The sequence below is a fragment of the Psychrobacter sp. HII-4 genome, assembly GCF_904846595.1.
Lineage (GTDB): Bacteria > Pseudomonadota > Gammaproteobacteria > Pseudomonadales > Moraxellaceae > Psychrobacter > Psychrobacter celer.
Window position 1 is genome coordinate 1 of sequence record NZ_CAJHBJ010000013.1, and the last position, 26367, is coordinate 26367.

Here is a 26367-nt window from a genome sequence, read left to right on the forward strand (position 1 = left end):
TGCTAAAATTGCCCCATACTGCGTTACAAATCTCGCTAAGGCATCTGCATTATCGTCGCTTTGTGCCTTGTCTGGAACAATTTTAGCGATCAGCAGTGCCTATTTGCGAATGTTCAACACGCCCTAACATCATTGAGGAGAATAACCATGGCAGAAAAAATACATGATCTAGGGTCAGGGTTTTGGAACATACGCGGCGAGTTTCGCATCGGCGGCGTTATCAATATCGGTACGCAGTGCTCGCTTATCAAATTAGAGTCCGGCAAGTTTATCTTCTTAGACAGCTATAAGCTGACAGGTGAAGTGCGCGATAAAGTAATGGCCTTGACTAATAACGGTCAAGACGTCGAAGCGGTATTGAACGTCCATCCATTCCACACGGTTCACTGCGCACAGATGGCACAAGATTTCCCGCAAGCAATCTTTTACGGCAGTCGTCGCCACGCCAAACACGTACCAGAGGTGGACTGGAGTGAAGACTTGGTCGAGAGTGATGTGGTCGCTAAGCGCTATCCTAAGCTTGAGTTCTCTATGTCACAAGGCATCGATTATATCCATGCTAGTGAGATGATTCATGCCGGCTCCTTATTAGCCTATCATCCTGCGAGTAAAAGCCTGCACGTCGATGATACCTTTATGAGCCCTCCTTCTAAATTGCTTGAAAAAATGTTGCCAGAGGTGATGCTGCATCCCACAACCAAAAAAACGCTTAAAGACGAGCCTAATGCAGGTAAAGAGTACTGTGACTGGGCGACTCAAATAGCGCACGATTGGGATGTACGTCATTTTTGTGCCGCACACTCTTACTTAGTCAAATTTAAACAAGGCGAGTTTGAAAAAGCGTTACTTAAAGCCGTAAATAAGGCTCGCCCTAAGCTTGAAAATGCTTAAGCCATAGTTGATTCTGAATAAGATATATCGGCTATCACGCATTAACTACTAGGGCGTGTCTTCAATTCATCTTACAATGAACGATAGTACATGCCAGATAAAGCATTGACTTAAAATTACGAGCTAACTTCTCATAGCGAGTGGCGATACTACGAAAGTGTTTAAGCCTTGCAAACATATTTTCAACAAGATGACGCAGCTTGTACAAGTAGCTATCAAATTCTGGATTAGGCTGTTTTGTATTCTTCCTTTTAGGGATGACAGGTATCATATTATGGCTTCGAGCTTTATCTCTGATAGCCTCTGAGTCATAGCCCTTATCAGCGATAAAGCAATCTGCCTGTCCAATCATGTCAATCAATTCACCTGCAACTTGACTGTCGTGGACGTCACCCCCAGTGATTTTAAAATCGAGCGGATATCCATCGGCATCACAGGATAGGTGTATCTTTGTAGTTGCGCCGCCACGGCTTCGTCCAATTGCTCGATCTGCACCACGCCGAGCTCCACTTGCATGCTGGTGACAGCGAACATAGCTTCCGTCTGTGAATACCCATTCCGTATCAATTTCTTTTCGTAAGCTAAAAAAAATTCTCCCATAAGCCAGTTTTCGACCATCGATTAAAGCGACTATAGGCTGTTTTCCATGAACATAATTCTTCAGGTATGTCACGCCAAGGCGCGCCTGTGCGTAGTTTCCACAGTATGGCTTCCATGATCTCTCGGCTGTTTTGAGTTTGATAGCAGCCGTACTTTATCATCGTCGATTGCAATTGATCCCAAAGTGTATCTGTTAATGCTTTTCTTGCCATAACTTGTATTGCTCGCATCGTTTCAATAGATGCGGTATTGTAACTATTATTTATGCCTTATCCAATTGAAGACACGCCCTAGGAAAATTTTATGGCAAAACTAGAATCTAACATTGAATTAGAAGCTGCGGCATTTCGCCGTTTACTTGCTCATCTAGACGAGCGTAAAGATGTACAAAATATCGAGCTGATGAACCTTGCTGACTTTTGTCGCAACTGCTTGTCCAAGTGGTATAAAGCGGCTGGAGAGGAGCGTGGTATCGACATCGACTATGAAGACGCTCGTGAGTTGATCTATGGTATGCCCTACTCTGAGTGGAAGCAGAAGTATCAACAGCCAGCCACACCTGAGCAGTTAGCGCGCTTTAATGAGCTTGAAGCGGCTAAGAACAAAGCAGAATAAGATTACGAGATAAAGCTCAAAATTTAAAATAGACGAAGCCGCTAAATTAGCGGCTTTCTATGGATTTGAGTATACTACTAAATCCTACCGTACCTTGTTTTTGCATCTTGCGATCAAGCAAGCGGCCGATCAGGGGTAATGGTATCACTAATCGACCTTCAGATATCCATGTTACCTGCGTAGTACCATCGCCTAAATCTTTTAAATCTATGCTCCCTTTGCGGTGATCCATTTTAACAGGTCTGGCTTTTTCAATCTTGTACTGCATATGAGTCGGACGCTCAAACACCGTAATTCGCTCCCAAAATTTGACTGGCCCCGTCTGAATGGTACGTAAAGCACCAACGCCGTTACGCTCGTCATCGCCTTTTGTTAGTAGCTTAGCCGTCCCTACCGCTTTGAATAATCCATAACTGGCATGATCGCTTATGGCTTCAAACACCTCATCAATCGGTTTATTTACGGTACGCTCTACTTTTATTTTAAACATCGGATTATCTCTTTTATGGGAAATGAGAAGCTATAGTCAGTTGGAAATAAAACTGTTATATAAATTTAAACGCGCTACTGGTATAAATTTTACTTGCGTGCTGCGTTCCCAGAGGCTGCGCAACCTACGTTTAAAAATAGCATCCCAGTAGCGCTATGCGCTTTTTAGAGTGCATCGACTATATTTAGGCTAGTTATATATTGTTATAGCACAACTTTTACTACAAAGCAGTACGCTATTACATGATATCGCTGCTTATATGCATCCGAGCCAGATGTTTTATCGCTTCTGATGTTTAGCACGAATACTGAATTAAGATAACAAAGCCTTTAATTCAATTTTATTATTAATGATATCAGCTAAAGTATAGCCCTCTAAAACGCTAACAAAAGCAGTAAGGGCTTCAAAAAACACCCCCTTTAATCGGCATACAGGACTGATGACGCAGCCTTGCTTTGTCACTGATGAGGCCTTGTTAGCTGTCTCATCAGCCGTTTCATCAATCAAGGTTATCGGTAAGCCTTGTTGCGTCGTGGCATCAGTCTTAGGTACAGTTGCCGCAAAGCACTCAACCAACGCAAAGTCCGGCTCTATCTGCTTAATGAGTACACCTAAATTGATATTTTCAGGCGCACGGGCAAGCCTGATACCGCCATTTTTACCGCGAATCGTCTCTATATAGCCAAGCTGACCTAATTGATGAATAATCTTTGTCAGATGACTTCTCGAGATATCATAGCTGTTAGCAATATCACTGATGTTCGCTAAAGCCTGCGGCTCAGGCTTTACGGCTAGATAGATTAAGGAGCGCAGCGCATAATCACTATAGTTCGTCAACTTCATGAGCAAATGCTCCTTAACAATTCAAATTTAACCAAACAAACCATCTGGTCTGGGCTTGGACAATATCGGTAAATAGCTGATGCAAAATAGTACAAAGCAGCTAATCCAAGCGCTTTGCGCAATCATCACCCACAATAAGTAATGTTCGACAGCGATAATAGGTAAAAATGCGCGGCTGACAAATACTAATACCATGAGCACAAACATCACATTGACCATCTTTGGCGGCTGATGAATATTGCGCCCTGTATGCCCTAGTGATACTCGCGCCATCATCGCCAGTGTCATCATACCAACGCCAGCGATGGATAAAGCGTGTACCGCCAGACTGTGACTAAAGCCAAGCCAAGGCTGCAAAGCGTATAAGATAAAGCTCAAACACATGCCAAAAAAGGCTAAATACAATGACCAAAGTAAAGGCTTTTGCCAGATCTTTGGGTGATACCAACCGGCTAAACGTATGAGATTGACTATAGCCACCCCAAGAGCAGTGATAGTGAGCAGATATTTATTAGGATAAAATAGATCAATGGTAAAAAAAGTCAAGAAAAAAGCCAGACTCAAGACATCTTGCCATTTGCTATTGCGTACTTTGACATCAATACCATCATAGGCCAATCCGCGCTCAATAAAAAACGGTACCACGCGCCGGCCAATCGTCAACACTAAGCCGATAATTAGATAAAACCCTAAATACACCCCTATCTTAGTGACAGTCATATCATTAGCAAAAATGCCCCAATAGCACAGTCCGTTGCCTAAGGTGAGTAGCGCAAGTTTGGCCAAAATCCCCATTTGCTTGTATTGCTTAACTTGCAGTACTGCTCGAAACACTACCCACGCCATTGAGGCGACAAACAACATATCGAATATAGCCGCTAATAGTAGTCGCCCCGCACCAATATCTAGACCTAAGCCAAAGGCCAACCAGCTCAAGCGCGCGATTAACCAATAGCTAAAAATAGCTAGCAGCTTATAGCCATAAGGCATCTTCATCCCAGTCCAAGTCTGCACAGCGGTCAATAAAAAACCTGCGACCACGGCTAAAGCATAACCATAAATCATCTCATGACCATGCCAATACAGTGGATTCAATGTCTGCGCGGCGATATCAGTATGACCGGTAAAAACGAACGCCCATAAAGTCATGATAAGTACTGCAAAGACTGCCGCCCCACTAAAGAAAACGCGAAAACTAAGATTGAGAATAGGGTGCGGTGAGCTTGGTGGCTGCGTCGGTAATTTGATTGATTGCATAGCGTTCAGCTTATGATTAGTGATTCATTTAAATAACAGTTATTTAAGATTCATTTTAAATGAATGTTATAGCTTATACAATACCATTGTTAAAAAGTCATTTATCCATTGTCATAACAGAGGTCATAACTGATATAGAGGTTGTAATAGATATTGTGACAGCGACCATTACACTCCTGTTATTGACTCTCATATCCCCGACTGCTTAAATAGTTCTCTTCTAGGAGACTATTATGACTGAAGAACATGCAGCGGACGAGAAACGCAAAATCATCAACAGATTTTTGACCACCCTTACCAAAGAACAACCTCAAATGTACTATGCGACGACCTCTGAGATTTCGCGTAGCATTTATACAATGATCAAAGAGCATACCAACCGCCTATCGGTAGAAGATCAGGCACTTGTCAGACAAATGACGGTCGAAGAGATTGAAGCGTTACTCGGCTTTCACTCTCGCTAATCTCAGCTACCATACCTTTCGTTTATCCTAAACAAAAAAAGACCGCACTGATGGCGGTCTTTTTTTGCGTTCATTGAGCAAGCACGGCGCATGAAGCAATTAAAATGGGTACTGACGCGGCTCGTTTTGCATAGAAATCCAGTGCGTTCTGGTAAATTCTTCGAGCACCCATTCACCATTAAAGCGGCCGATACCTGAGTTCTTTTCACCGCCAAAGGGTACATTACTCTCATCGTTGACCGAGATGTCATTGATATGTGTCATACCTGCGCGAATACCGTGCGCAAAGCGCAGGCCTTTTTGCATGTCCGCTGTAAAGACAGCGCTAGACAACCCATACATCGAGTCATTGGCAATGGACAGCGCATCTGTTTCATCTTTGGCGCGAATGATACCGACCAGTGGCCCAAACACTTCATTGCGCGACAAGTCCATCTCGCGGGTGACTTCGGTGAAGATGTGCGGCGGCACCACCTGTCCTTTAATCTCGCCGCTTAATAGCATTTTGGCGCCTTGTTGCTGGGCTTTGGCGATTTTTTCTTTTAGTGACTTGACTTGTTTTTCATTGATGATAGGCCCAACGGCCGTATCTTCTTGGTTTGGATCGCCGACATTTAGTGTCTTAACATGCGCCAAAAAACGCGCCACAAAATCATCATAAATGTCATCTTCGACGATGATGCGGTTGATAGCGATACAGATTTGACCTTGATGTAAAAACTTACCAAAGGCGGCCGCTTTTACTGCTTGCTCGATATCAGCATCTTTTAGGACCACAAACGGGCTGTTACCGCCCAGCTCTAGCGCAACTTGCTTGATATAATCGCCGCCATTGGCCAACTCACCGATATGCTTACCGACCGAGGTCGAGCCTGTAAATGACACAAAACTTGGAATATCATGGGTAACGATGGCGTCACCAATCTCTTCGCCTGCACCGACGACGACGTTCAGCAAGCCTTTTGGCAGTCCTGCTTCTTCAAAAACCTTGGCGAGCAGCAAGCCACCAGTGATCGGCGTGTCGCTGGCAGGCTTGAGCACCACCGCATTACCCAGTGCTAACGCAGGAGCGATAGAGCGCTGAGTCAAATGGAGCGGAAAATTCCACGGGCTAATCACCGCCACGACACCGATTGGCTCACGGTATACAAAGTTTTCTTTACCAGCGGTGTTGGATGGGCGAATCTGGCCATGGACACGATTGGGAAAAGTAGCCGCCTCTAGCGTAATCGCTCGCGCGCTACCAAACTCTACCATCGCCTTGATACGGGTGCTGCCCGACTCTTTGATAAGCCAATCTACGATTTCTTCTTGGCGCTGGTCCAAAATATTGACCACTTTATACAAGACAGCGGCTCGCTCGGCTGGGGTTTGCTGCGCCCAGCGCTTTTGTGCCGCGTGCGCTGCTTGATAGGCGGTGTCGAGCTGCTCTTTGGTAGCCTGCTGAATCTCCACCAGTGTATCGCCACTGTAGGGATTGATATCGGCATTGACACTATCATCTTGGCCGCTTTGCCATTCGCCTGCGATGTATTGTAGATGAAAATCCTCATACGGGTTTTGACCGCTTTGATTATTGGTATTGGTTGACATAATTGTCCTTATTTATCTTATATAATAGGGCGTGTTGAACATTCGCAAATAGGCACTGCTGATCGCTAAAATTGTTCCAGACAAGGCACAAAGCGACGATAATGCAGATGCCTTAGCGAGATTTGTAACGCAGTATGGGGCAATTTTAGCATCAGCCCGCAGGGACATGACTCTTTTTTGCCGCTTCATCGTTAAAAATAAGCGCTTAGAATGACTAAACTTATTATTTTTAACTTCGAATCGCCTAAAAAATAGTCGCTGTCAGTGCCATGGTCGAATGTTCAACACGCCCTAAAGTAGTAAAAATAGTAGCAACTTGCTAGACGACTGGTCTAATGCTACCATAGCCAATATAGTGACGAAACGTATTTTGCCATCTGCTGTGTTGAACAAACGTAACGAGCCTATCTCTGATAGCGTCACAACATATATCAATAAAACGTATAATATATAATAAAGGGAAGCCCCCTATCGTAGCATGACGGCTACAAGACTCACCGTCATATAATCACTGACTGATGTAGCCAATGTTTAGCTTCACTCTTTCAAACCCTATAATAAGAGGACATCTCCCTATGTCTACCAACTTAACGTCTGCCAACGCAACGACCATTCCCCCTGATACTAAAACTCACCTGCTCGATGTCGGCTACCAGCTCATTGCCAAAAAAGGCTTTACCGCCGTGGGTATCAAACAAATACTAGACACCGCTGGCGTCCCGAAAGGCTCGTTTTATCATTACTTTACGTCAAAAGAAGCCTTCGGTGAAGCCATCATCAGTCACTATTTTGTTAACTATAAAACGCGTTTGGATACCATTGGTCGCCGTCACAGTAACGCACAGCAAAAGCTTTATGATTATTTTCAAAACTGGTATGACACCCAGCAAAACGGCTGCGATCACGAAAAATGCCTTGTGGTCAAGCTCAGTGCCGAGGTCGCTGATTTGTCTGAGCCGATGCGTATTGCCCTAAACGCCGGCTATCAACAAACCATTAGTTGGCTGGCTGAGCAAATCAAAGCTGGCTGGGCAGATCAGTCGGTGCCCCGCCCTGAGAATATCGCTGCTGAGAGCATGGCAAAACGCTGGTATTTTGCGTGGCTTGGTGCCAGCTTAATCGCCAAGACCAGTCAAACCAACACACCACTGGCAGAAGTATGGCAAATGACCACCTCCCAAATGGGACGCTAAGCCCACCGCTTATCGTCGTCTTTGTTTGAGTAGATATCGATATCACCCGACAGCCAGCCTGCCTACACTGAGTAAGCTGAGTAAATAAGATTTCTGAGTTATAAGTGTTTTTTGTAAACACCTATAGACGACCGGTCTAATTGATGTACAATGTGCGCCATCGTAAAAGATAAATGATTTTATTTTTGCTGTCTTTTTTATCAGACAAACGACATTGACTGAGGAATCTTATGAATAATTTTCAATACTACAATCCCGTACGCATCGTCTTTGGTGAAGGGCAAATCAAAGAACTATCAGAGCTTGTCCCGCAAGATGCTCGCGTACTCATCACTTATGGCGGCGGCTCAGCTGAGCGCACGGGCACCTTGGATGAAGTCAGAACAGCGCTCAAAGCCAACGGTCAGCGCGATATCTTTGAGTTTGGCGGCATTGAGCCAAACCCAGAGTTCAATACTCTGCTAAAAGCGGCGGATCAAGTGAATGAGCATAATATCGACTTTATCTTAGCGGTCGGCGGCGGTTCAGTCATCGACGGTAGTAAGTTTATCGCCTTAGTATCTTCACTCAAAGAAGACGATGGTACAGTCTCACGTGAAAAAGCATGGGATGCCCTAATTGGTTATACCAAAAAACTAGATTCAGCGGTGGATCTTGGTGCGGTATTGACCATTCCTGCGACTGGCTCAGAGATGAACTCAGGCGGCGTGGTCAATCACAGTGACCGTCAGGCCAAGCTACCATTTGGCAACCCGCTTGCCTATCCTAGGTTTTCTATTTTAGATCCGACCAAAACACTCACCTTGCCTGAGCGCCAAGTGATGAATGGGGTGGCAGATGCATTTGTCCATGTGATGGAGCAGTACCTTACCTACCCTGTCAACGCCAAGGTACAAGACGCTTTTGCTGAGAGTCTGCTAAAAATACTTATCGAAGAAGGCCATGCGGTAAAAGCCGATGCAGAAAACCTCGAAACTCGCAAAAACATCATGTGGACAGCGACCATGGCGCTAAACAGCTTGATTGGTACGGGCGTGCCGCAAGATTGGACAACGCATATGATCGGCCATGAACTGACCTCGCTACATGGTATCGATCACGCCCGCACCTTGACGATTGTATTGCCGTCAGTCATGCGCGAGCTTAAAGACAGCAAAAAAGACAAGCTCCTACAGTACGCGCGTAATGTCTGGAATATTGAAGCGAATAATAACCAAAGCGATGATGAGGTTATAGAAGCTGCTATTGTTCGCACCGAAGATTTCTTCCGTGGTTTAGGTCTCCCCGTAAGCTTAGCTGACGTCGATCTTGATGACTCTGCTATCGATCCTATCATTGAGCAGTTAGAGGCGCATAAGATGGTTAAATTAGGTGAGCATAAAGATAATGACTTAACGGTATCACGTCGCATCTTAGAGCGGGCGCTAACTGGCACGGCTTAATGGTCTTTTCATAATCAGTGAATAACTATCGGCAGCCATGCTTCGTTTATTGGCTGCTCGCTCTAAAGCTATCAATCAATAACAAAAAAAGGATCCTTAAAATGAGCTTTGATGCCCAACAAAATCAAACAACAAATCGTCAAATTAAATTGGCCAGTCGCCCAACTGGCGAGCCAAAACCTGAAAACTTTGATATGGCAACCAGCGATATCCCAACCCCCAAAGATGACGAAATGCTACTGCGCACCGTCTATCTATCATTAGATCCTTACATGCGCGGACGTATGAGCGACGCCAAAAGCTATGCCGAGCCGCTAGAAGTGGGCGATGTGATGATGGGTGCCACAGTTGCACAAGTGCTCGAGTCCAATATCGACAATTTTGCCGCGGGCGACTTGGTCGTGTCCAATTCAGGCTGGCAAGATTATAGCGTCAGTAATGGTGAAGGCGTGGTCAAGCTGGACAAAGACATGGCAAACCCCTCTTACGGTCTGGGCGTACTTGGTATGCCAGGGTTTACCGGCTATATGGGTCTGACCGATATCGGTAAACCACAAAAAGGCGAGACGCTCGTCGTTGCTGCCGCTACAGGCCCAGTTGGCGCCACCGTCGGACAAGTAGGCAATCAGTATGGACTGCGTACGGTCGGTATCGCAGGCGGCGCGGATAAATGTGAGTTTGCGGTTCGGGAGCTGGGTTTTGATGTCTGTATCGACCACAAAGCCGATGACTTCGCCGAACAATTAAAAAATGCCTGCCCAGATGGTATCGACATCTATTATGAAAACGTCGGCGGCAAAGTATTTGACGCGGTGATGCCCCTACTCAACGCCCATGCGCGTATCCCTGTATGTGGTCTGGTATCACAGTACAACGCCACGGATTTGCCTGAGGGTAAAGATCGCTTGGGTATGCTGATGGGTCTGATTTTAAGACAACGCTTGACGGTCAAAGGTTTTATTATCTTTGAAGAGTACGGCGATCATTTCCCAGAGTTTTTGGAGACTATGGGTAAATGGGTAGAATCAGGCGCGGTAAAAACCAAAGAGCACATCACTGACGGCTTAAACAATGCACCTGATGCTTTTGTCAAAATGCTCAATGGTGAAAACTTTGGTAAAACCGTCATCAAAGTCGCTGATGTTCAATAACTCAAAACCCCTAACCAAATAACAACTTCTCAACATAACGGGTTAAAACCGCTACTGAAAACTAGGTGTTAACCCGTAATACTGTTAGGGCTCGGTTATTTAGCACCCTTTTTAAAATGAGGACACGCCCTAGCTTAGGCTAAAAATTACACACATAAAAAGGACAATTATGAATATTTTAATGGTACTCACCTCGCACGACAAACTCGGCGATACCGGTAAACAAACAGGCTTTTGGCTAGAAGAATTCGCTGCGCCTTATTACGCTTTTATCGATGCTGGCGTTGAAGTCACACTCGCCTCGCCTGCTGGTGGTCAGCCGCCGCTTGATCCTAGTAGCGATACCGAAGACGCTCAAACCAAAGATACTAAGCGCTTCAAAGAAGATAGCGAGGCGCAAAAGCACCTTGCCAATACCAAAAAACTCGCTGACGTCAATGCCTCCGACTTCGACTCAGTGTTTTACCCAGGTGGTCATGGCCCGCTATGGGATTTGGCTGTCGATCAGGACTCTATCAACTTGATTGAAAGTTTTATCAAGCAAGACAAGCCTGTGGCCTTGGTTTGCCATGCCCCTGCTGCCCTCAAAAGCGTCAAAGTCGATGGTGAGTACTTAGTCAAAGGTAAAACCGTTACCGGATTTACCAATTCAGAAGAAGACGCTGTCGGCCTAACTGATGTGGTGCCGTTTTTGGTAGAGGATATGCTAAAAGCCAATGGCGGTCACTACGAAAAGGCGGCGGACTGGGAATCTTTTGTCGTCGCAGATGGTTTATTGATTACGGGTCAAAACCCAGCATCATCAGAAGAAACAGCAAAACGCTTAATGACGAAACTGAACGGTTAAGCGTTTGGTGATTTATATTTCGGTGTTTTATATAATGGAAATGAATTCTCTAAGAAGGCTGGCATCATGATTCGCTTACATCATCTCAATCAATCACGCTCATTACGTACGCTATGGCTATTAGAAGAGCTGGGCGTCGCTTACGAAATCGTCAGCCATCAGCGTGATGCGACAACGCATCTGGCCCCAGACAGCCTAAAAGCAGTCCATCCACTGGGTAAGTCTCCGGTTATCGAGATGGATGGTCAGTTATATGCAGAGTCAGGCGCTATCACTGAGCTGCTGATTGAGCGTTTTGCGCCCAAGCGCCTGCGCCCTGCGACTGACAGTAGCGATTATGGCTCTTATCTGCAGTGGATTCATTTTGCCGAAAGCTCTTTGATGCTACCGCTGCTGCTCGAGCTTTTTACCAAAAAAGCAGGCGTGGAGGACAATGCGTTTTTAGATGGCTATATCAGTACCGAAAAGCATCGATTGCTCAGCTACCTAAACGATGAGGTGAAAGATAAATCCTTTATCGTTGGCAATAAGCTAAGCGGTGCTGATTTCATGCTATCGTTTGACTTGATTATGCTGGCCAAACGTCATGCTCTGGCAGACTATCCGCATATCGAGCAATATGCGTTGCAGCTGTCTAGCCTCGATAGCTATCAGCGTAGCATGCGCTTAGAGGCCAATTACGATCAGTCTATTGGTTAGCTTTTTACTGGTTATCGACTAGCCTACGCTAGCTGTGGCCTAGCATAGGGATAGCGGATAAAAAACAGCTCTACAGAGAGCTGTTTTTTGTGTTCTGGTTAGTGCGTTTTGAACATTAACAAATAGGCACGCTATAGGCGATGATTTAAAAACCTATTTTCAAGCCAGCGATTCATAAATACATTGTCTGGGTCGTACTCACGGCGTATTTGCAAAAACCGATTGAGCTTAGGATAAAGGTTTTGTAGCTCTATATGGCTGAGCTTATTGACCTTGCCCCAATGCGGGCGACCCTGCCATTTTTTCATATACTCATACAACCATTTAAACAGTGGCTCACAGTCCATACCTTTATAAACATGAAAAGACAACACCGCACAGTCCTCACCTTGGGTTGGGCTAAGCATTCCTGTCTCGCCTTTGTGGGTGCGCACCTCAATGGGAAAATGTGAGTGTTTATTGTCTTTGAGCAAGATTTGGTTGACCTCAGTGATACAAGCATCAAAATCTGAGAGCTTAATAAAATACTCCGACTCGTTAAATTTTACGCCGCGCGGGGTCGGAAATACTTCGTAACTGTAGCCCTCTCGCCTAGTGTTGGGAATAGAGCTGGCAGATATTTGACTGACTTTTTTGCTCCATTCAGGTTTCATGCGCGCAAGCTCACACAGCACATAAAAAGCCCCATTGAGCGTCACCACGCTGTCAAACGTATCTTTGAGCTTTTGCGCGTGGCTCATCGGTTTTGGCTCAATGACCGAGAGCGTTTTTTGCTGTAATTTGTTGGTGCCAGGAAATAAAAACCACTCTAAATGACGATGCGACTGGACGTTTTTATGAAAGTTTGCCAAACCATCGGCAAAATCCATGACCTCATTGCGCTCTTGTAAACCATATAGATCGACGACTCTGAGCGTCAGCTTGGTAAAGACGCCTAGCATGCCGAGGCTGACATGCAGCGCATTGCCCAAATCGTCTGTCTGCGGGTTGCCGCGCTGATGACGGTGCAGCTCGCCGCGCCCATCTACCCACTCCCAGCCCACCACTTGATCGGCGATAGAACCAAGAGTCACTCCTGTGCCGTGGGTTGCCGTGCTGGCCGCACCTGCGACGGTCTGCGCTTGGACGTCGCCCATGTTTTCAAGCGCAAGGCCATGCGCTTCTAGCGCCTCGCCAATCTCATGTAGATACGTGCCTGCATGTAGCGTTGCCAGCTTAGCCTCGGTATCCACTGAGATAAGCCCGCGCATATGATGCAAGCTGATAGCAATCTCTTCAGGTTTGGCGCAACCACTAAAAGAGTGCGCCGCGCCCGTGACTCTCACACGTTTTTTATCTTTTCTTGCCTGCTTGATGATATCTTGCAGCTCTGCTACCGAGGCGGGCATCAGTTTTTGCTCTGGCTGTGCGCGCTCATAACCTACCCAGTTTTGCCAGTCGTTATTTGCTTGCCACTGCTTTAATGAAAACATCTGCCGTCTCCTCGGTAGGTTGTCATCGTTGCCGCCGCCTCCTTGCGGCGGATAGAGGTATGGTTTATAGCCTGTTCAGCTGTGCCTTGCGGCATCTGAGCAGCGCCTTCATAGCAGACCAGCTCATTGAAATGCTCGCAGAGCTCGCCAGCTTTGGCATGGCGGCACCAAACCGCATCGCCAATCTTTAGGCTTGTCTCTGATACGGTATGTTTATCCATTTTCATGGGCGTTTGCACCTCACCAAACCCCTCGTCATTGAGTATGATGAGGCCAGCGGGATAATGCACCACGGGAGCTTTGTCGATGCCTACGGCGCCTGAAGCAATAAAGCCGCCGCCATGACACGTGATCACGTCTTTTTCAGGCTGGCGCGTCACCGGTAACACAAACCCTGCTGCCGCTCGAAAGTCCTGCATGCTCTCCATATAATCAAAGTAAGCAGGCTTATAATAGGCTGAGCCTACTGTCACTTCGGTAATCTCAGGCTGACATGCGGTAAAATCCATACTGCCGCTGCCGCCGCCATTGACCAGCTGCAACGCATAGCCTTGTTTTTTTAGCCAATTCACCATGGCACCGCGGCGCTGACTGACTTGCTTTTGGGAGCGGTGTTTGAGTAGCTTGATGGCAGGTGTCAACAACGCCTTGCCTGGTAAATGCTCGGGCAAGCCTGCAATTTGTGCCTCGTAACCCATCGCAGCGACGAGATTGATATGATCTGACTTTTTTATGTGCTTAAGCAGCGCTTTGATGTCTTTTTTGTGCATCAGTGCCGAGCGTTTGGTGCCAAAATATAGTTTTGGCAGTGGCATCGACATATTGACATCCAAGCAGACATCGATTTTGACGCCGTGCTCGATACCAACGCGCTCCAATACCGCCACATGCTCCGGACGATCGACCATCCAGACCATCACCGCTCCCTGCTGGGTGTATTTAAGGGTGTTTGCCACGCTGATGGTATCTAAGGTCGGATAAGCGCAGAGAATATTGTCAAAGCCGTTTTCGAGCAGATAGACGGACTCATCGGCCGCATAGGACATAAGCCCGATAAAATGAGGTGATCTGTCTTTTATATAATGTAAAACATCGATGGAGCGTATGGACTTGGTGGCCAGACGCAGATTGACGGCTTGGGTTTTTTGATTGACCAGCGCGATATTGTGATCGAGCGCATCGATGTCGAGCCATGCCTGTGGCGTTTTAGGTGGAATGATGTGTACAAAATCCATTTTGCTTTCCTTGTCACAACGAGCAGACACTATCCTATGTCTTTTATAGGTCTAAATTTAGATTGATGGTTAAACTGAGGACACGGCATAATATTTAATGGTACTCGCCTACTCAGTGGTACTCGCCCTATTCATTACAGAGCTATAATTACCGAGGCAAACCTCTATCAATCCGCATCATAGTGTGAACCGAGAATATAGCGCCGTCAAGCATCTCAGCGATAAAATAAACACTTGTCAGTTATTTTTTTTCTCTCAACTGTACCATCACCCTCAATAGTATCGCTATGGTGCCGATTACACCGACAAAAAAAGACCCAAGCGAAACTTGGGTCTTTTTCGGTAATGATGAATATTAAGCAATAAATGGCGCCCCAAAAGGACGAAGTCGGTGGTTGCAAAAAGCGTGCTTGGCTATGGTAATAGCCGCTTGGTCTGCCAGTTGTTGTTATCGTCTTTGCTATAGACGATGCGGTCGTGCATACGGCTGGCGCGCCCCTGCCAAAACTCGATGTGTTCAGCAGTAATCTCATAACCGCCCCAAAACGTCGGCGTTGGCACCGGACTGTCACTGGGATAGCGGTTTTGTAACTGCGCAAATTTTTGTTCCATCACTTTCCGATCAGCCACTTCTCCGCTTTGTGGCTCGCTCACCCATGCGCCAACTTGACTGTCGTGAGGACGCTTTTGAAAATAAGCCGCTGACTTGTCCGCGTCTATTTTGGCAATTCGGCCACTGATGCGAATCTGACGCTCTAGCTCATGCCAGAAAAACAACACTTCAGCGTTGGGGTTTTCACTGATATCTTGCCCTTTAGCGCTGTCGTAATTGGTATAAAACACCACCCCTGTCTCAGTAATCTCACGCAGCAATACGATACGGACGCTGGGTTTAAGATCCGCGCCGCAAGTGGCCAGACTCATGGCATAAGGCTCTTGTACTTTTTGCTCAATCGCCTCAGTCATCCAGGTGCCGAGTAGCTCAAATGGAGAGGTGGGGACTGACTGTTGATCTAAAACGCCTTTTTCGTATGACAAACGCTGATCGGTAAAATCCATACTCATGGCAACTCCTTTATATAATATACAGTGTGACTGCTGATCATGATTGATTATCATAACCTTTAACGTCAATCAATTAGCCCAATACCGCCTTGATCTGATCCGCCAGATCATTGGCCAGTACATCACACTCTATCTCGTCGTCAGACTCAACCATGACTCGAATCATCGGCTCTGTACCTGATTGACGAATGAGTAAACGACCACGACCTGCCAGTGTCGCACGCGCTTTATCAAAGGCGGCCACCAGCTCAGGATACTCAAACGGATCTTTCATCTCAGACAAGCGCACGTTGACCAGTTTTTGTGGTAGCACGTCAAACCCTTCGACCAAATCACTAAGCGCACGGCCACGCGCTTGCATGACAGCCAGCACCTGCAAACCTGCGATAATCGCATCACCTGTACGGCTTTTGTCCAAGCATAAAATATGACCAGACGGCTCACCGCCCAGTATCCAACCATTGGCCTCAAGCGCTTGCATCACGTAGCGATCGCCTACTTTTGCACGGACAAAGTCAATCTCAGCGGTTTTGAGCGCCAGCTCTAACCCCATATTACTCATCAACGTACCGACCACGCCCTTAGCTTTGTCTGCGCCTTGGGTGGCGAGCACGTATAAAATGCCATCACCATCGACTAAAGCTCCGGTTTCATCGACCATCACGATACGGTCACCATCGCCATCTAGCGCGATCCCGACATCAGCACCATGCTCGACGACCGCTTTTTGCAAGCCTGCTGGATGGGTCGAGCCGCAGTCAGCATTGATATTGATACCATCAGGCGCATGATTGATGGCGATGACATTGGCACCCAGCTCGCGCATGACTCTCGGTGCCACGCTATAACCGGCTCCGTTGGCGCAGTCGACGACGACGGTAAGATGGCTTAAGTCATACTGATAAGGGAAGCTGCCTTTACAGAATTCTATATAGCGACCTTTGGCATCGTTGATACGATTGTTTTTGCCAAGTTTGGCAGGATCCACAATAGGCATGATGGTGTTATTGTCTGCTTCAGAGGCACTCATGATGGCGGTGAGCTTATCGTTAATGGCCGTTTGCATCTCATCGGTCAACTTTTTACCATCGCCCGAAAAAAACTTGATGCCATTATCAAAATAAGGATTGTGAGAGGCGGAGATGACCACACCGGCATCCGCATTAAAACTGCGAGTCAAATGCGCAATGGCAGGCGTCGGCAATGGGCCGAGCATATGGACATCCACCCCTGCGGCATTAAAGCCCGACTGTAGCGCCCCTTCTATCACATAACCTGACAGGCGAGTGTCTTTACCGATGACCACACTGGGCTTGCGCGATGGATTGGTATTATTCTCTATCAGCACCCTGCCTGTCACATAACCCAATTTTAAAATAAAATCAGGTGTGATTGGGGATTCACCAAACTTTCCACGAATACCATCGGTGCCAAAGTAGCTCATTATCTATCTTCCTCACATATAAAAGTAAAAGGCCGTTTCAGGGATCGGCACTACTGTTATTATTGTTACTGCCATCATAATCACTGTTGTTGTAATTACTATGGCTATAATCCATTTTGGTATTTTACAAAAAAAACAGCCAACAATAACGAGGCATTGTTGGCTGTTTGTATCTTAACGTCTCTGTAGTCGTGCAATCTGGCAAAAACGCAGCACCTACAGTAGGTAGGACAACAAATTAGTTCACACGGTAGTTTGGTGCTTCTTTGGTGATTTGCACATCGTGGACGTGCGACTCTTTCATACCAGCAGACGTCACCTTGATAAACTGTGGTTTGCTACGCATATCTTCGATAGTCGCAGAGCCTGTGTAACCCATTGATGAGCGCAAGCCGCCGACCAACTGATTGACGATGCCAGCTACTGGGCCTTTATAAGGAACGCGGCCTTCGATACCCTCTGGCACCAGTTTTTCTACGCCGTCTTTGGCATCTTGGAAATAACGGTCTGATGAACCATTTGAGCCTGACATTGCACCCAAGCTACCCATGCCGCGATAGGCTTTGTAGTAGCGACCTTGGAACAACTCGACCTCACCTGGTGCTTCCTCGGTACCTGCCATAAGCGAGCCGACCATGATGCACGATGCACCAGCAGCGATGGCTTTTGCCATATCACCTGAGTAGCGGATACCCCCATCAGCAATCAAAGGAATGCTGTCTTGTAGGGCGCTTGCGACATTGTCGATTGCTGAGATTTGAGGCACACCGATACCGGCGATGATACGCGTGGTACAGATAGAGCCAGGGCCGATGCCGACTTTTACCGCGTCTGCACCTGCATCACGTAATGCAAGGGCTGCGTCACCGGTGGCGATATTACCGCCAATCACTTGAACGTTAGGATAGTGCTTTTTGATCCATGAGACTTTTTCGATCACGCCTTTTGAGTGGCCGTGCGCAGTATCTACCACGATAACATCGACGTCTGCTGCGATCAAAGCTTCGACACGTGCCTGCGTATCTGCGCCGGTGCCGACAGCGGCACCAACCCGTAGACGACCTTGCTCATCTTTACACGCATTTGGGTTGTTTTCGGCTTTGGCAAAGTCATTGACTGTAATCAGACCTTTTAGGCGATAGTTATCATCGATAACGATGACTTTTTCGATGCGATGCTCATGGAGTAAACGCTTGATGTTTTCGTTGTTCTCGCCTTCGTGTACGGTGACCAACTGATCTTTTGGTGTCATGATTTTGCTGACAGGCAGTGATAAGTTGGTTTCAAAGCGCCAGTCTCTGTGAGTGACGATACCGACCACACTATCTGTGCCTTTTTCGACGACAGGCACGCCTGAGATGTTGTTGTCTTCGGTCAACTGCAACAGCTCACCAATGGTCATCTCTGGATGTACCGTGATAGGGTCAACCACTGTCCCTGCTTCAAACTTTTTCACACGACGTACTTGCGTGGCTTGTTTGGCGATATCCATACTCTTATGCAAGATACCCATTCCGCCTAGCTGTGCCATAGTGATGGCCATTTCAGACTCAGTCACCGTATCCATAGCGGCAGAAACCAACGGTAAATTCAACGTGATGTTTTTGGTCAAACGGGTGGTCAGATCAGCAGTTTTTGGTAGGACTTCAGAATAGGCTGGCAATAATAAAACGTCATCAAAGGTTAAGGCTTCATCGACAATTCGCAACATACAGACCCCTAGTGGTGGTTATTTTGATGGGTGGGATTTTCGCGATAAGACAATCAACCAAGATCACCAGTATGACTTTACGATAGTCAAAGCCTTATGTGTTGTAGGCTTTTTATCATAGAGCTTTCGATAATAGACAATGAGCCAGTCGTTGTTTGTCTAAAAACCCTCTATCACTAAACAAACACCAGTACTTGAAAATTGCCATTGATTTATGAGTGATAAATTTGCACAAATACAGTGCAGACTCATCTCTTAATCGCTCATTTATCCCGTAAAAATAACGCCATATTATAACAAATACGCAGGCACCTCGCATGCTTATTTATCAGCTTATTTTGTAGAATTGATCAATATCATACAAACAGGCGCGCATTTGCTCTATCACTCAGACAGCGGCACGGGATTAACCGGCGTATCGAACACAGATGGCGCACCTTACGCTTCGTGTTGCTTCATGATAAAACGCTCAGCGGGTAGATATGATTTTTGCTCACGATAGAGATAATGTAGCATCTGTTCACGTACTTGACACTCAAGATAAAAGGCATTCATCGGGCCGTCAGAGGCTAGGCTCCCTCTTAATTTGATGGTGTTTTCGCTCAGCGATACCGTGACCATCTCAGGCTCAGTCTCACCATCCCATAAGTCGTTATCTTTGACCAGTGAAATAAATTTTTCGCGAATGGCCTCGATATCAGCACCATAATCCACGTAAAGATAGACCACGCAAGTCTGATGCACCTCGGTATGAGACCAGTTTTCTACAACCTCGGTAATCAGGCGGCGCATCGGTACGATCAATCGGCGCTCATCCCACGTCTTTAGCACCGCATAGGTATAACGCAAATCTTCAATCGTCGTCCAATCCCCCTCCATCATCACCGTATCGCCAATACGCACAGGCTGAGTCACCGCCACCTGCACCCCTGCGATGATATTGCCCAAGATAGGCTGCGCAGCAATACCGATGACCACCCCCGCGATACCAGCTGAGGTCAATAGTGTCTTGCCCAGACCCTCCATATTGGTAAATTCGCTAAGCCCAATCCAGATACTGCCCAAAATCATGACAAAGATAAAGACGCGGCGAAATATCGATACATAGGTGCGGCGACGACGCTCTTTATCAAAATGCTCTTCGGCCAGATTTTCGATCTGCATGTTTTGATAGCGATTGGCAAAAAAGTTAATAATCCGAATACCAAGCCATGAAGTGCTAAATACCAGTCCAATCCAAATCAGCGGGCGGGTCGATGAGGCCACCGCATCTAGATAAGGAAAGCCCCCTGACACTAAGGTAAATACCAATGAAAAACTGATGGTAAAGGTCAAAGGTACCGTCAATTTGCTGACAAGGTCTGCCACACCATGACTACTGCCGACGTAGTTGCTGTACTTTTCATCATCGATGTAGTGACTGATGAGCTTTTCAGTGCCCTTACTCAGTAGCCAGCCCGCCCCCATGGTCAGCAAGAAAAACAAAACGAGTGCTAAAAACTCCCACAAAGCAATACTAAAAAACTGTATTTTTAACCAGGCAGGCAGATAGCGCTCAAACTCTGCCGGATGGTACTGCGCGTATAGGTTATCGATATTGCCTACTGTCTGTGCGGAAAATACCCAAACAGGTGCTTCCTCCCCAACTCTCACGCGCTGCAAATAGATGGGTACGCGGCGCTCGCGGTAGTCGATATAGCCAAGCTGAATGGAGCGTCTGGCGATGCCCATCACGCTGCTGTCGTTACCCAGCGGCGGCTCAATAAGCCCATCCGGACGATCTGGCAAATCATCAAACACATACAGCTCTCTTTCGGACAATAAAAAATCCAAACGCTTAGAGAGCTCAAGCGCGCGGCTGCGCTGAATGCTTTGGTCGATCAGGTTCATATTTAGCGCGTAAGCGGCCAAGTCATACTGCTGTTTCATCACTGCCGACTGAAAAAACTCTAACGTGGCAAGCGGCGTGGTCAGGTTTGGCGGCTGAGATAACGGCGGCAAGCCGGTATTGAGTCTATCCAAAAGATAATAGCTCTCATGAAATTCGCCCGTTAGACCCGCATTACCCTGCAACTCACCTGCCTGCTCTACCGCGCTACGCTCAGTGGGGTCAAATACCTCTTCTGCAATCGCAGAAACACTGACGCTGCCATCACTCATCGAGTCTAGCTGCTGCTCGGCGTATTCGCCAAAATTATCTGGCTGGGCAACAGCCTCTATCGCCGCGCCGAGCGTCAGGACAAAAAACACCACCAGTATTTGCCATATCATAGCGCGCCGGCTCTTCGGCGACTTGTCATTGATCAGCCGATGGTCAATAGTGCGATGGCAAATAAAAGGTATGACCATATCCGTGTCAGTCTGATGATGTTCAGCAGCATCCGTGTGAGAAGTATTCATATATCGACGGCCAGTAAGTTGCGTAAGTTGTATGAATTTGTATAAAAAATAAGCGTATCGTACAAGCGTAAGAATACCGTAAATGCGGTATCAAAACCGTTTGGTCTTGGTACAAGGCGTATAGATATTTTATTTAATACCTTGCGTGCTGTCCCAACGCCGCGCACAATAAACACCTTTAGCACGTGGCACATAGTATCGTGCATGCCAACTTTATTTAGGATCGACTAAATTTATTTTGAGTACAAAAAAAGCCAGCATCAAGCTGACTTTATATGCAAAAAAATAAGTATGGTCTTAAAAATCTACTCAAATCCGCTTACGCGCGGCGCCATGTGGTACCAGCGCGGCTGTCTTCAAGCTCGATACCCGCCTGTTTTAACTGCTCGCGTATCTCATCGGCGCGGGCAAAGTTTTTGCTGGCTTTGGCATCATGACGCTCAGTGATAAGTGCATCGATAGCAGCATCATCTAGCCCATTATCCGCCTGCTCTCCAGTCGCCGCTTGCAAAAACTGCTGTACAGGCTGCTGCAAGAGATTTAGCACTTGTGCTAAGGCCTTGAGCTGCTGGGCTGACTGCCATGCTGCCGTCACATCTTCAGCTTTAACGGCTTTATTGATATCTCGAGCCAAGCCAAACAACACACTTATCGCCGTTGAGCTATTAAAGTCATCATTCATGGCTTTGATAAAGTCTTGTCCAGCAGCACTATCGTAAGCTTTAGCCACTAGCTCTGCATTGACTACGATTGACTGACCTTTTTGTTGCTCAGCCAATTTTAGCGCGTTGTACAGTCTGCTTAGGCTATTATGCGCTTCATCCAAAGCGCTGTCTGAGAAGTTTACTTGACTGCGATAATGGCTCGATAATAAGAAAAAACGCACCGTCTCAGGTAAGTATTTCGCGATCACATCACGAATGGTAAAGAAGTTGCCCAGTGACTTCGACATCTTTTCGCCATCGACATTGATAAAGCCAACATGTATCCAATTACGCGCGTACTCGCAGCCTGTTGCGGCTTCTGACTGGGCGATTTCGTTTTCGTGATGCGGGAACTGTAGGTCGTGACCACCGCCATGAATATCAAAGGTATCACCTAGGCATTTGGTCGACATCGCTGAGCATTCTATATGCCAGCCAGGACGCCCCTGTCCCCAAGGCGACGCCCACTGCGGCTCACCGGGTTTGGCCGCTTTCCATAAGACAAAGTCGAATGGGTTGCGCTTGTCAGTCTCGACCTCAACACGCGAACCTGCCTGCATATCATCCAAGTTACGCTTAGATAATTTGCCATAATCAGCAAAGCTATCGACCGCATAATAGACATCACCATGATCCCCTGCATACGCATAGTCATTGTTGACCAAGTTGCCAATCATCTGCTGCATCTCGTCGATATGCTCGGTCGCGCGTGGCTCAGCATTTGGCATCTGGCAGCCTAGAGCGCTCGCATCTTCGTGCATTGCATCGATAAAACGCTGGGTCAATGCACCAATCTCTTCGCCATTTTCACTCGCGCGAGCGATGATTTTGTCATCGATATCAGTGATATTACGGACATAATTGACATCATAACCTAGCTGCGCAAGCCAGCGCACCGCCATATCAAAGGCCACCATCACACGCGCATGACCAATATGACAATAATCATAAACGGTCATCCCGCACACATACATGCCGACCTGTCCTGCTTTGAGTGGTACAAACTGACGCTTGCTACCTGTCAGTGAATCATAAATGGCCAGCTGAGACATCGCATCGGCAAGTGGTGTGGTCATAGTTAAAAAGCCTTTGATATAAATAAGTGGAATACAAACAAAACAGACAAAAAATCACGCGCAGCGATCTATGGACACTCATAAACTCTGTAGCGCGATAAAACTTAACCCATTATCTTAGCGAAAACCGCCATAAAATACTACAATGAGCACATAACTAACACCACTGAACGATAAAAACCGCTAAGGATATCAAGATGGGCAACCGTTTGAGTAAAATATATACACATACCGGCGATGATGGTAGCACCGGCATGGCAGATGGCAGCCGCGTGAGCAAAGCTGATATCTTGTTTGGCGTGATGGGTGATATTGATGAGCTAAACTCACACCTCGGTATGGTACGTGCGTACGTGCAGCAAGGCACTCTATCAGCATTTAAGACGCAGACGGACGAGTCCGAGCTTTCTGAGGCGTTGGCGATTATTCAGCATCTTTTGTTTAATATCGGTGGTGAGCTTGCCATGCCAGAATATGAAGGCGTGAACAGCACGCACATTGAATGGCTAGAGCAGCAAATCGATGCAATGAACGCTACCTTAGCGCCACTAAAAGACTTTATCTTACCCACTGGGTCGTTGCTGGTTAGTCAGCTGCATGTCGCACGTAGTGTGTGTCGCCGTGCTGAGCGCCAAGCGGTCCTATTACAGCAAGCGCGCCCGCAAGCAATCCGTGCAACGCCCATCAGCTTAATCAACCGTTTGTCTGATTGGTTGTTTGTCGCGGCACGTTTTTGCACAGACCCTGAGCAGGTCTCTGAGGTACTTTGGGACAGTCAGGTGTTACAGAACTTCGCCAGTGATAAGTAGCGGGCCCGAGACATCTGATATATACAAGCAAAAAAAAGAACCCGTAACGTAAAGACGTTGCGGGTGCTTTTTTCTAAAAACCACTATCATTACTGATTTTTATGGATTAATAAGTAGCGCTTTCATCTTCGATAATGACCATATCGATGCTGTCATCTCTTGGCACTGCTTTTGGCGTCGCAGGTGCGGCAGGCTCACTGGGAGTCGCAGCACTGTTGGCTGCTGTACTGCTTTGCGAGCTAGTACCAGCGCTTTCATTTTGGTTATTGGTACTTGGCACCTCGATGGTCGGCGGCGTAGTAGGCTGGATCGGACGAATCGGCTCGACTGGTGTGGCAGCGCGCGGCTGACGCACAGGTGCTGACTGACGCTCATTGTCTTGTGCAGCAGCGCGGCGTTCTGCTTCACGCTCGGCGCGGGCGGCATCCATCGCCGACTTAAACACAGAGCCTGCCATGACATCAGCTACGACAGTGAGAAGCGCGGGCTGACCTGCGATTCGCGTACTTACTTGCCCGCCTTGAGCGCCAACGACATAGGTAAAAGCGTCATCCACGAGCATGTTGTTATTGATACGAATGTTATTTTGCGCAAGACGAGATTGCAGGCTTGGCTGATTGTTGGCCGCTTGCACTTGACTGGCTTGATACAAATCCTCACTTGGAAGCGTCATACTGACGCTCGCCTGACACGTCGTCATGCCATTGCTGTTGGCTGCTTGTAGTACTGCTGCGTTTTGTACATCAATCACAACACCATTGGTCTTATCAGCAATGCTAGCGCCTGCAAGGCTGATCTCGGCGTCATTTGCATAATTGGCAGCGAGCGTCTGTGCTTGTTGATTGAGCGTATTTTTTAGTGTCGTTTTGAGGCGATCTTGCACCATGGGATCATCACAGCTGACCGCAGTAGCAGCAGCGTTTTCTGCGGCAGCCTCTTGCTCTGTCAACTCAGCGGTCTCTGTCGTCTCTTCTTTTTCTGAGCGATCACAGCCGACAAGCGCTAAACCACACACCATGCCAATACCAGCCACTTTTTGCCACTTGCTCACACTCTTATTTGCTACGCTCATATGTATTTTGCTCCCAATTTACTAATTCGTACCGTCACTGACGGACAGTGATTGATGTTCAAACCAAAACCCTAGCTGCCAGCGGTTAAAACCAGATTATTATACGGTGTTTAGATGAAATGGTCATTAGTGTCTGCCATGGATATACAAATAACGTCCTTCATTCACCACAAAACCTGCGTTTGGTTGCAAAAACATAACAATGACATATTTATATAGGGCGTGTCGAACATTTTGATTCATTAAAGGTTAAATCTAGCGCCCACCATTTTGATGCATTTTGGTTCGGCATTTGCTCAGATAGCAGTCGTAAATGTTGTTAGACGTCGCCTATCTCAGGCGATATGATGAGCCTAAAACACTCATTACTGTATCTAATGATAAACTTTAAAAACACGCTGTTACTCGGTCATCGCGGCGCGCGCGGTGAAGCCTTAGAAAACACCTTACTTGGATTTCAGCATATCGGGCGTCTAAAAAACCATGGTTTGGCTGGTGTAGAGCTCGATGTCCAGCTAAGCGCTGATGGTCATTTAGTGGTTTTTCACGATGAAGATTTGGCGCGGATGTGTGGCCAGCAGTCGCGTATTGCTCAGCTGACTCTAGCGGAGATCAGACGACACCTACAGCTTGGTCATCCTATTATCACCCTAGCGAGTATCGCCCAGACGTTGCACGAGTTTTCTGTCATTGAGCTTGAGATCAAGACCCATGAGCGCACCGATTATACCGCCCTTATCCAAGCGCTGGCGCGTGATCTGATTGACACGCCGCTGATTCATTTACCGCTTGTACTAACCAGCTTTGACACCGAGCTGCATGTGCGTCTGCAGCGGCATCAGCAGTTAAAACGCCTACCGCGAGGTTTACTCATTCGCACCGCCGAAGCACTGGCTACCGCGACCAATACTGCTTTGCAGTTGGGCTGTGTACAGCTGGGCGTGCATCATCCGCTGCTGAGTCGAGCCATCATCGCTCATAGCCACCGTTACAACTTGCCTGTGAGTGCGTGGACGGTCAATGATATCGACGCCATACAGCAGCTTATCGACTGGCAGGTTGATGTCATCATCACCGACTTCCCCAGTCAGGTATTGGGCCGACAATAGGTTACGGTTGCGCTGTTAACTTTTTATTTATAGTTTCTGACTCTCCCTCAATTCTGAGACATGGGTTTTTGTACATATCTGCTGTAACACTTACACTTCTCCCTCATGTCTGATAAGTCTATCGCTATTTTGACCTATCCATTCTATAATCCATACAAGTTATTGTTATTTAGCAATATTTTTAT

Annotated in this window: 23 protein-coding genes; 10 read left to right on the top strand and 13 right to left on the bottom strand. The window is 47.0% G+C overall.

Annotated features, from left to right (window positions below; genetic code table 11):
- Positions 1–147: 147 nt before the first annotated feature.
- Positions 148–891: a hypothetical protein gene (locus JMX98_RS07765; protein WP_201585724.1), complete on the top strand. Its 744-nt coding sequence runs from the start codon at positions 148–150 to the stop codon at positions 889–891.
- 61 nt (positions 892–952) lie between these two features.
- On the opposite strand, the gene JMX98_RS07770 is transcribed toward JMX98_RS07765, so the two are convergent.
- Positions 953–1703, bottom strand: a protein-coding gene (locus JMX98_RS07770; RefSeq protein WP_201585726.1) for an IS5 family transposase whose coding sequence is annotated in 2 segments (ribosomal slippage) — positions 953–1490 and positions 1489–1703 — 753 coding nt in all. Because the reading frame shifts where the segments join, the coding sequence is not laid out codon by codon here.
- A gap of 91 nt (positions 1704–1794) precedes the next feature.
- On the opposite strand from JMX98_RS07770, the gene JMX98_RS07775 reads away from it, so the two are divergent.
- A complete protein-coding gene (locus JMX98_RS07775; RefSeq protein ID WP_025646541.1) occupies positions 1795–2106 on the top strand; it encodes a DUF1244 domain-containing protein in 312 nt (103 codons plus the stop codon).
- A gap of 46 nt (positions 2107–2152) precedes the next feature.
- Here JMX98_RS07775 and JMX98_RS07780 read toward each other — a convergent pair whose 3' ends face one another.
- The 3 genes from JMX98_RS07780 to JMX98_RS07790 all read right to left on the bottom strand — a co-directional run bounded on the left by JMX98_RS07780 (position 2153) and on the right by JMX98_RS07790 (position 4696).
- Positions 2153–2596 (bottom strand): SRPBCC family protein, encoded by a 444-nt coding sequence (locus tag JMX98_RS07780; protein WP_201585728.1) that lies wholly within the window; start codon positions 2594–2596, stop codon positions 2153–2155.
- Positions 2597–2908: 312 nt separating this feature from the next.
- Positions 2909–3439, bottom strand: coding sequence for an Rrf2 family transcriptional regulator (locus JMX98_RS07785; RefSeq protein WP_201585730.1), 531 nt, complete (start codon positions 3437–3439; stop codon positions 2909–2911).
- Between the two features lie 27 nt (positions 3440–3466).
- A complete protein-coding gene (locus JMX98_RS07790; RefSeq protein ID WP_201585732.1) occupies positions 3467–4696 on the bottom strand; it encodes an NnrS family protein in 1230 nt (409 codons plus the stop codon).
- A gap of 233 nt (positions 4697–4929) precedes the next feature.
- Here JMX98_RS07790 and JMX98_RS07795 point away from each other — a divergent pair, with 233 nt between their 5' ends.
- Positions 4930–5160, top strand: a complete 231-nt coding sequence (locus JMX98_RS07795; protein ID WP_201585734.1) for a hypothetical protein — start codon at positions 4930–4932, stop codon at positions 5158–5160.
- Positions 5161–5259: 99 nt separating this feature from the next.
- Here the strand turns inward: JMX98_RS07795 and JMX98_RS07800 are convergent, their stop codons facing one another.
- A complete protein-coding gene (locus JMX98_RS07800) occupies positions 5260–6753 on the bottom strand; it encodes an aldehyde dehydrogenase family protein (RefSeq protein ID WP_201585736.1) in 1494 nt (497 codons plus the stop codon).
- A gap of 575 nt (positions 6754–7328) precedes the next feature.
- On the opposite strand from JMX98_RS07800, the gene JMX98_RS07805 reads away from it, so the two are divergent.
- The 5 genes from JMX98_RS07805 to JMX98_RS07825 all read left to right on the top strand — a co-directional run bounded on the left by JMX98_RS07805 (position 7329) and on the right by JMX98_RS07825 (position 12085).
- Positions 7329–7946, top strand: a complete 618-nt coding sequence (locus tag JMX98_RS07805; RefSeq protein ID WP_201585738.1) for a TetR/AcrR family transcriptional regulator — start codon at positions 7329–7331, stop codon at positions 7944–7946.
- Positions 7947–8176: 230 nt separating this feature from the next.
- The gene (locus JMX98_RS07810; RefSeq protein WP_201585740.1) at positions 8177–9388 is read left to right on the top strand and encodes an iron-containing alcohol dehydrogenase; all 1212 of its coding nucleotides are present in this window, start codon (positions 8177–8179) and stop codon (positions 9386–9388) included.
- Positions 9389–9489: 101 nt separating this feature from the next.
- Positions 9490–10539, top strand: coding sequence for an NADP-dependent oxidoreductase (locus JMX98_RS07815; RefSeq protein WP_201585742.1), 1050 nt, complete (start codon positions 9490–9492; stop codon positions 10537–10539).
- Positions 10540–10708: 169 nt separating this feature from the next.
- Positions 10709–11386 (top strand): type 1 glutamine amidotransferase domain-containing protein, encoded by a 678-nt coding sequence (locus JMX98_RS07820; RefSeq protein ID WP_201585743.1) that lies wholly within the window; start codon positions 10709–10711, stop codon positions 11384–11386.
- Positions 11387–11452: 66 nt separating this feature from the next.
- Positions 11453–12085, top strand: coding sequence for a glutathione S-transferase family protein (locus JMX98_RS07825; protein WP_201585745.1), 633 nt, complete (start codon positions 11453–11455; stop codon positions 12083–12085).
- 131 nt (positions 12086–12216) lie between these two features.
- On the opposite strand, the gene JMX98_RS07830 is transcribed toward JMX98_RS07825, so the two are convergent.
- The 7 genes from JMX98_RS07830 to cysS form a co-directional block, all read right to left on the bottom strand.
- Positions 12217–13557, bottom strand: a complete 1341-nt coding sequence (locus JMX98_RS07830; protein WP_201585747.1) for a D-arabinono-1,4-lactone oxidase — start codon at positions 13555–13557, stop codon at positions 12217–12219.
- On the bottom strand, positions 13545–14792 hold the full coding sequence (locus JMX98_RS07835) for an alanine racemase (RefSeq protein WP_201585749.1): 1248 nt from the start codon (positions 14790–14792) through the stop codon (positions 13545–13547). Before JMX98_RS07835 ends, JMX98_RS07830 begins: the two co-directional genes overlap by 13 nt.
- Before the next feature lie 414 nt (positions 14793–15206).
- Positions 15207–15851 (bottom strand): pyridoxamine 5'-phosphate oxidase, encoded by a 645-nt coding sequence (gene pdxH, locus JMX98_RS07840; protein ID WP_201585817.1) that lies wholly within the window; start codon positions 15849–15851, stop codon positions 15207–15209.
- A gap of 79 nt (positions 15852–15930) precedes the next feature.
- Positions 15931–17301 (bottom strand): phosphoglucosamine mutase, encoded by a 1371-nt coding sequence (gene glmM, locus JMX98_RS07845; RefSeq protein WP_201585751.1) that lies wholly within the window; start codon positions 17299–17301, stop codon positions 15931–15933.
- A 238-nt stretch (positions 17302–17539) separates the two neighbouring features.
- Positions 17540–19012, bottom strand: a complete 1473-nt coding sequence (gene guaB, locus JMX98_RS07850; RefSeq protein ID WP_201585753.1) for an IMP dehydrogenase — start codon at positions 19010–19012, stop codon at positions 17540–17542.
- Between the two features lie 438 nt (positions 19013–19450).
- Positions 19451–21412 (bottom strand): mechanosensitive ion channel family protein, encoded by a 1962-nt coding sequence (locus tag JMX98_RS07855; protein ID WP_227680086.1) that lies wholly within the window; start codon positions 21410–21412, stop codon positions 19451–19453.
- Positions 21413–21731: 319 nt separating this feature from the next.
- Complete coding sequence (cysS, locus tag JMX98_RS07860) at positions 21732–23192, bottom strand: cysteine--tRNA ligase (protein WP_201585755.1); 1461 nt, start codon at positions 23190–23192, stop codon at positions 21732–21734.
- A 197-nt stretch (positions 23193–23389) separates the two neighbouring features.
- Between cysS and JMX98_RS07865 the strand changes: the two genes are divergently transcribed.
- Positions 23390–24001 (top strand): cob(I)yrinic acid a,c-diamide adenosyltransferase, encoded by a 612-nt coding sequence (locus tag JMX98_RS07865; protein WP_201585757.1) that lies wholly within the window; start codon positions 23390–23392, stop codon positions 23999–24001.
- A gap of 106 nt (positions 24002–24107) precedes the next feature.
- On the opposite strand, the gene JMX98_RS07870 is transcribed toward JMX98_RS07865, so the two are convergent.
- Complete coding sequence (locus JMX98_RS07870) at positions 24108–25073, bottom strand: hypothetical protein (protein ID WP_201585758.1); 966 nt, start codon at positions 25071–25073, stop codon at positions 24108–24110.
- A 347-nt stretch (positions 25074–25420) separates the two neighbouring features.
- On the opposite strand from JMX98_RS07870, the gene JMX98_RS07875 reads away from it, so the two are divergent.
- Positions 25421–26182, top strand: a complete 762-nt coding sequence (locus tag JMX98_RS07875) for a glycerophosphodiester phosphodiesterase (protein WP_227680087.1) — start codon at positions 25421–25423, stop codon at positions 26180–26182.
- Positions 26183–26367 lie beyond the last annotated feature (185 nt).

Bases quoted from the DNA above. Each gene is read 5' to 3' on its own strand.
- JMX98_RS07870 (WP_201585758.1), bottom strand. From the start codon at position 25,073: ATGAGCGTAGCAAATAAGAGTGTGAGCAAGTGGCAAAAAGTGGCTGGT.
- JMX98_RS07855 (WP_227680086.1), bottom strand. From the start codon at position 21,412: ATGAATACTTCTCACACGGATGCTGCTGAACATCATCAGACTGACACG.
- JMX98_RS07810 (WP_201585740.1), top strand. From the start codon at position 8,177: ATGAATAATTTTCAATACTACAATCCCGTACGCATCGTCTTTGGTGAA.
- JMX98_RS07775 (WP_025646541.1), top strand. From the start codon at position 1,795: ATGGCAAAACTAGAATCTAACATTGAATTAGAAGCTGCGGCATTTCGC.
- JMX98_RS07785 (WP_201585730.1), bottom strand. From the start codon at position 3,439: ATGAAGTTGACGAACTATAGTGATTATGCGCTGCGCTCCTTAATCTAT.
- JMX98_RS07830 (WP_201585747.1), bottom strand. From the start codon at position 13,557: ATGTTTTCATTAAAGCAGTGGCAAGCAAATAACGACTGGCAAAACTGG.
- JMX98_RS07805 (WP_201585738.1), top strand. From the start codon at position 7,329: ATGTCTACCAACTTAACGTCTGCCAACGCAACGACCATTCCCCCTGAT.
- JMX98_RS07795 (WP_201585734.1), top strand. From the start codon at position 4,930: ATGACTGAAGAACATGCAGCGGACGAGAAACGCAAAATCATCAACAGA.
- JMX98_RS07835 (WP_201585749.1), bottom strand. From the start codon at position 14,792: ATGGATTTTGTACACATCATTCCACCTAAAACGCCACAGGCATGGCTC.
- JMX98_RS07865 (WP_201585757.1), top strand. From the start codon at position 23,390: ATGGGCAACCGTTTGAGTAAAATATATACACATACCGGCGATGATGGT.
- JMX98_RS07780 (WP_201585728.1), bottom strand. From the start codon at position 2,596: ATGTTTAAAATAAAAGTAGAGCGTACCGTAAATAAACCGATTGATGAG.
- pdxH (WP_201585817.1), bottom strand. From the start codon at position 15,851: ATGGATTTTACCGATCAGCGTTTGTCATACGAAAAAGGCGTTTTAGAT.
- JMX98_RS07820 (WP_201585743.1), top strand. From the start codon at position 10,709: ATGAATATTTTAATGGTACTCACCTCGCACGACAAACTCGGCGATACC.
- JMX98_RS07765 (WP_201585724.1), top strand. From the start codon at position 148: ATGGCAGAAAAAATACATGATCTAGGGTCAGGGTTTTGGAACATACGC.
- JMX98_RS07825 (WP_201585745.1), top strand. From the start codon at position 11,453: ATGATTCGCTTACATCATCTCAATCAATCACGCTCATTACGTACGCTA.
- guaB (WP_201585753.1), bottom strand. From the start codon at position 19,012: ATGTTGCGAATTGTCGATGAAGCCTTAACCTTTGATGACGTTTTATTA.
- JMX98_RS07790 (WP_201585732.1), bottom strand. From the start codon at position 4,696: ATGCAATCAATCAAATTACCGACGCAGCCACCAAGCTCACCGCACCCT.
- JMX98_RS07800 (WP_201585736.1), bottom strand. From the start codon at position 6,753: ATGTCAACCAATACCAATAATCAAAGCGGTCAAAACCCGTATGAGGAT.
- cysS (WP_201585755.1), bottom strand. From the start codon at position 23,192: ATGACCACACCACTTGCCGATGCGATGTCTCAGCTGGCCATTTATGAT.
- glmM (WP_201585751.1), bottom strand. From the start codon at position 17,301: ATGAGCTACTTTGGCACCGATGGTATTCGTGGAAAGTTTGGTGAATCC.
- JMX98_RS07815 (WP_201585742.1), top strand. From the start codon at position 9,490: ATGAGCTTTGATGCCCAACAAAATCAAACAACAAATCGTCAAATTAAA.
- JMX98_RS07875 (WP_227680087.1), top strand. From the start codon at position 25,421: ATGAGCCTAAAACACTCATTACTGTATCTAATGATAAACTTTAAAAAC.